This is a genomic window from Cypionkella sp. (assembly GCF_028290025.1).
Classification (GTDB): domain Bacteria; phylum Pseudomonadota; class Alphaproteobacteria; order Rhodobacterales; family Rhodobacteraceae; genus Cypionkella.
This window is the reverse complement of sequence record NZ_JAQGKQ010000033.1, coordinates 1-5147: the sequence shown is the minus strand read 5'-3', so window position 1 is coordinate 5147 and position 5147 is coordinate 1. Positions and strand designations below refer to the sequence as shown.

7 protein-coding genes are annotated in these 5147 nt (G+C 56.9%); 1 reads left to right on the top strand and 6 read right to left on the bottom strand.

Translation table 11 applies throughout. From position 1 onward, the window contains the following. On the top strand, positions 1 to 716 hold a 716-nt coding region (locus JWS10_RS04275), incomplete at its 5' end, for an ATP-binding cassette domain-containing protein (protein WP_299505120.1). Between the two features lie 549 nt (positions 717 to 1265). Here JWS10_RS04275 and JWS10_RS04270 read toward each other — a convergent pair. The 6 genes from JWS10_RS04270 to JWS10_RS04245 form a co-directional block, all read right to left on the bottom strand. Beyond that, positions 1266 to 1667, bottom strand: a complete 402-nt coding sequence (locus JWS10_RS04270; protein WP_299505118.1) for a GGDEF domain-containing protein — start codon at positions 1665 to 1667, stop codon at positions 1266 to 1268. A 157-nt stretch (positions 1668 to 1824) separates the two neighbouring features. Continuing rightward, the gene (locus JWS10_RS04265) at positions 1825 to 2262 is read right to left on the bottom strand and encodes a GAF domain-containing protein (RefSeq protein WP_299505116.1); all 438 of its coding nucleotides are present in this window, start codon (positions 2260 to 2262) and stop codon (positions 1825 to 1827) included. After that, positions 2252 to 2500, bottom strand: coding sequence for a hypothetical protein (locus JWS10_RS04260; protein ID WP_299505114.1), 249 nt, complete (start codon positions 2498 to 2500; stop codon positions 2252 to 2254). Before JWS10_RS04260 ends, JWS10_RS04265 begins: the two co-directional genes overlap by 11 nt. An 812-nt stretch (positions 2501 to 3312) precedes the next feature. Continuing rightward, positions 3313 to 3549 (bottom strand): hypothetical protein, encoded by a 237-nt coding sequence (locus tag JWS10_RS04255; RefSeq protein ID WP_299505112.1) that lies wholly within the window; start codon positions 3547 to 3549, stop codon positions 3313 to 3315. A 715-nt stretch (positions 3550 to 4264) separates the two neighbouring features. Continuing rightward, positions 4265 to 4861: an SMC-Scp complex subunit ScpB gene (locus tag JWS10_RS04250; RefSeq protein WP_299505111.1), complete on the bottom strand. Its 597-nt coding sequence runs from the start codon at positions 4859 to 4861 to the stop codon at positions 4265 to 4267. A 2-nt stretch (positions 4862 to 4863) separates the two neighbouring features. Beyond that, positions 4864 to 5147 (bottom strand): DUF1403 family protein (locus JWS10_RS04245; RefSeq protein WP_299505110.1); only part of this gene is annotated, 284 nt, incomplete at its 5' end.

The following is a 5147-nucleotide window of genomic DNA, read 5'->3' as shown; positions in this document are numbered from 1 at the left end:
ACGGGGTGTCCTTTGATGTGCGGGCGGGTGAATGTCACTGCTTGCTGGGCGATAACGGCGCGGGGAAGTCTACGTTCATCAAAACCATGTCGGGGGTTTATCGGCCGACCCAAGGGGAGATGCTGGTCGATGGCAAATCCGTAAGCTTCGCCAGCCCGCGCGACGCGATGACGGCGGGGATTGCTACGGTGTATCAGGATCTCGCGATGATCCCGCTGATGAGCGTCAGTCGCAATTTCTGGATGGGCCGCGAGCCCGAGAAAGGTATCTGGCCGTTCCGCACGATGAACTCAAAGTTTGCCGACGAGATTGCGGTGGCTGAGATGCGCAAGATGGGGATCAATCTGCGCGGCCCGGATCAGGCGGTTGGCACGCTTTCGGGCGGAGAGAGGCAGACCGTGGCGATTGCCCGCGCGGTGTATTTCGGTGCCAAGGTGCTGATCTTGGATGAACCGACCTCGGCGCTTGGTGTGCGCCAAACCGCAAACGTGCTCAGCACCGTTGACCGCGTGCGCAAGCAAGGCATCGGCGTGGTTTTCATCACCCATAACGTGCGGCACGCGATGGCCGTGGGGGATCGCTTCACCGTGCTGAACCGAGGCCAGACTTTGGGGACTGCGGAACGTGGCGAGGTTGATGCCGGGGGGTTGCAGGACTTGATGGCAGGCGGGCAAGAGCTCGCGGTGCTGGAGTCTTCATTGGGTGGGACGGTTTGATACATCGTTAACCCTCGGACCTGTCCGGCTAGAGATGAGCCGTCTAAGCAGGACACAGCTTTTATTTCTCATATATTTGTTGCGCTTAACTGGTGCGCTTCGGGAATGACTGCTCTACAAAGCTATTGCGACTTATAATCGGCTCGACGGCAGTCTCAAGCGTCTGCGCCGTTTGCTGATGATCGTTTCCAGCTGATCTGACAGCCCCAAATTTCTCATGCGCCAATGCGGTCTAGCGTCAGTTGCGGAAAGATCTGTTCCATTTGAGTCTGTTGCCATGACCGGGCGCGGTAAGGATCTCACCGCTTATCGATGCTGGTCACACCAGCGCCGGAGGTGGCGATCATTGCTTACAATGTCACGCAAAAGGTCAAGATGGACGGGAAGTCAAGACTCTTTACGCCGCTGACAGTTCAACCTGGATTTGCGGCGCAGACGGCTGGGAATGCCACGCTCACAGCGAAACCTTTCTGAAAGACCAAAATACCGGCAACTGAATGCGAAGTAGGATGTTCATGAGATCGGTGAGCTGCTGCGGCGTTGGGCCCGTCACTCAATTATCGTCAGGGCAGCATTGCTCATGCATTGATTGCGGCCGTTGGACTTGGCTTGGTAAACCAGTTTGTCTGCCACTGCCATCCAGTCGTCAACGCCGGTAAGCTCGCCGTTCAAGCCGCAAATCCCGAAACTGGCAGTGACTTGCAGCGGGCTAGTGTTCACAATAACCGGCGTGTCCGCAAATGCCACTCGCAGACGTTCGGCCAATTCAGCGGCGCCGATCGCATTTGTGGCTGGCAGCAAAACGGCAAATTCTTCGCCGCCGATCCGCCCCAAAAGGTCGCTCTCCCGCAATACGCCAAGACCGCGCTGCGCAAGTGTTCGCAGCACCGAATCTCCAGCGGGATGGCCGTAGACGTCATTGACACGCTTGAAGCGGTCAACGTCAAACACGACAACTGAAGCGTCGGTGCCATATCTCCTGCTTCTGGCGAACTCCTTACCCGCCGCGTCGACCTATGCACGGCGGCTCATCGCGCCCGTGAGCCCATCGCTCATGGCAATCTGCCTAAGCCCAACTCGTTCAACACCAGCTTCGCAAAACTGGTCATCACGGCAATTTCATGCGCGGAAAAGTCCGGGGCTTTGTGTCAATCGCACATAGCGCTCCCACGTTATACCCGTCTGGCGTTTCAAGCGGTATGCCGAGATAACTTCGGATCCAGGGGTCGCCCGTCACCAGTGGATTTTTGGCAAAGCGCATATCAAGCGTTGCATCCGAAATCACCAGAGGTTCGCGCTTCTTAATGGCGTGGGCGCAAAACGAAATTTCCAGTGACGTCTCGCAGGCGTTCAATCCAGCGATGGATTTGAACCATTGTCGTTCGGCATCGACCAGTGTCACGGCGGCAATCGGAACACCCAGAACACTTCGAACAAGTTCGGTCAGCCTATCGAAAGGTGCCTCCGGAGGTGTATCGAGAACATCATAGCGACGTAACGCTTCTAGACGTCCCTCTTCATCGGCGAGCTTCCGGTCAAATCTCATGTCGGTCTCCCAATCTCAAAATTGCTGTGATGAGCTCATCGCGATACGACGAGCATGCATGGCCTATAACGGACCGCACATGCAGCTCGTCGATGCCGGCGTCGAGCAAACTGGTCGCAAGTTCCATCAGATTTTTTCCGTGCCGCTTGATGCTGGCCTGTAAAATCAAAGGGACATCAAGCGATATGATTGGCTCCATCGCATCCGCGACGACCTCCTCGGGGTAGGTTTCCGACATTCATCTGCTCCGGCAGTGGTTTGGCCTTTTCTCAAAACCATGCCTTATAAACACTTATCCGCAAGGCATGCCTCTCGTTCAGGGCCTCGTGTGGTTTGGGATCTTCCTGCTACCTCAGGACGATAAGGCACGCCCATGCAATCGTCATGATTGTGACAAGTGCGATAGCCGCTTCTTACCGCGCAGTGGGCTGGACTAGATTTTGTTGACGCTTGGCTTGGTAATTTTGGAACCAAAGAGGAAGAGCGACTAAATTTGTGGATGACTTTGAGTGACGCTGTGGCTCGAGTTGAGGATCGGGCTGCCCGGTGCGCAAGGTGCGCCGATCGTTAGCATTAATACCAAGTCAATACTTGACGGCATGCCATCGGCGCCCCTCGTGGCTTGCAAACCGCTGCCGGCAACATGTCGCTCAGTGTATGAGGCTGTGCGCCAAAACGATTTTTCTGCGCAGCAGCCACCTTCAATGCTAATAGTTTTCATACACAAGCGCTAAGGTTGGGCAATGCCCGCGAAATTAGTTGAGAGGAATGGTATCACTGTAATAGATTTGCTCAAAATGCCCGATAATGTTCGAAGGTGGGTGAGCACACACGTGACGCAGTCCTACTGTCGAGACCGGAAAGCACTTTAATTCAGGCGGCGCCCCGCCAAGGTACGAATACTGACGGGAGCCTAACCGGCAACCATCATCAGGAGTAATCCGACCGCCAACGTAAGATGGCTCAAATCAGCAGTGGTGAAAACCACCCTCCAGGTCAGCCGGATGATGACCCCGGCCTCCAATTGGTCGGTTTCAAGTCACGCCTCAGTCAAGAGTTGAATCCTACGATCTTGCGCGCTTTACGTTCGGATGCTTGGTAATCCTTCCAAACGATTTCGCCCGCATCCGCGATAATCTTACTGCCATGGCGCTTTAGCATGTATTGCCGCAATTCTTCAAAACTAGCTCCAACTGAAAACCGGACATCCGCCAACGCAAGCCGAATGAAATGTCCCCGCGCATCATGTCGCGCAACACAGGTGGCCATAAATTCTTTGAAGGTCATGACAGTCCTTTCTATAATTCGATAGGAGATAGCTGCAAAAGTTACCAAGTGAAGCCATGGGGCCGATAAACGCTTTTGACACCCGCGCGGCCGCGGAGTTTAGGCGATGATGTCGAGACGCCGTCGCAGTCTTTGTCAGATCTGCTGCGGACCTCCCGCGCCGAGATATTGCCCGATGGTACCCGGGGAAATGCGCCATGGGGTTTTGATTGGTAACGTATACAGGATCGGTGGCTCGCGCGCGCTGCACGACACCACCTTTGCCGTATAGAAAATTTCTGCCTGACCTGCCCGCACATCATATCCAGTTCCGTCAGCTTATGCTTGGCATAATGAGCGACGCCAAAAGGCCGCACCCGACGAATGACACTCTGCTCAGGATCACTCCACCCCGCTCTAAGCAGCATGTGCCGTAGCGAGATTGCTCCGCTTGTCGCAACTAGCCCGGCACTCCCTGCTTTCCGCAATTGATCGACAATCTGCTTCTTTTGTGCAGCTGCCATGCCCTCTAGCAATAACCCCGATGCCGATCGGCACGCCGAAGTCCGCTTCCTCGCGCTTTATGCACAAGATGCGCCGCGTTCTTTGGACGGCTGAGCGAAGGGCAATTTGGGATGGTGATCGACCAAGCTTTATGTGGATTCTCGGCATAGTTTCGGAAAGCAATGCGCTTTTATGCTAACCGCAAATTCCACAACCGAGAGCGGGCAGCATCTCATGGAGCCGACAGGCCCGCATCTGCGAGTTGTTCTGGGTCAGCCAAGTCGCGCAAGCTCTGCATCCCAAAGGCAGCAAGGAATGTCTCGGTGGTCACAAACGTATAGGGCGCGCCGCGACGGGGGGCGCGGGGGCCTGTGGAGATCAGCGCGCGTTCGGCCAGCCGCCCGACCAGATCCCGGCTGATCTCGCGCCCAAAAATGTCCTTGAGCCCGTCCCGGCTGATCGGCTGGTGGTAAGCAATAGCGGCCAGCACGGCGAGATCGAATGCGTTCAAATCCAGCGCCTGTCCGCTCAGATTCGCTGCAGCCCGGATTGCCGGCGCATAGACTGCCTTGGTGCGCAGCATCCAACCCGACCCGATCCGCGCCACCTCATAGGGCCGGTCGGCCAGATCGGCGGCGAGATCCTCGATCAACAGATCGACCGATGCCCCCTGCCCCACCACCCGTGCCAGATCGTCACGCGCAACTGGCGTCGCGGAGGCAAAAAGCACCGCCTCGATGCGTCGCATCCACTCGCGCCAACGCAGATCTATCGGCAAGTCTGCCAGTTCGCGGTCCAGACCAAGTGCCGCGCGCTTGTCGGGTGCCATGATCAAACCCCATACAAGCGGAACGTGTCGCGACCGGTCAGTTCATGAACTACGCCCAAGTCGACCAGCCGGTCGCACAGCCGTCGCGCGGCGCGGTCCGACATGAACGCGGTAAAGGCAGCTGGTGCAACCGCATCGCGCGCGAGGAACATCTCGACCGCCCGCTCCGCCCCCTTGGCACGTAGCTTCGGCGCGACTGTTCTGAACCGGGCTGCCCGCGGTGCCAAGTCGGAGGCTAAGGATACCGCTTGCCCCGCCCCGATCACCACCGCCCGATGGCAGACGC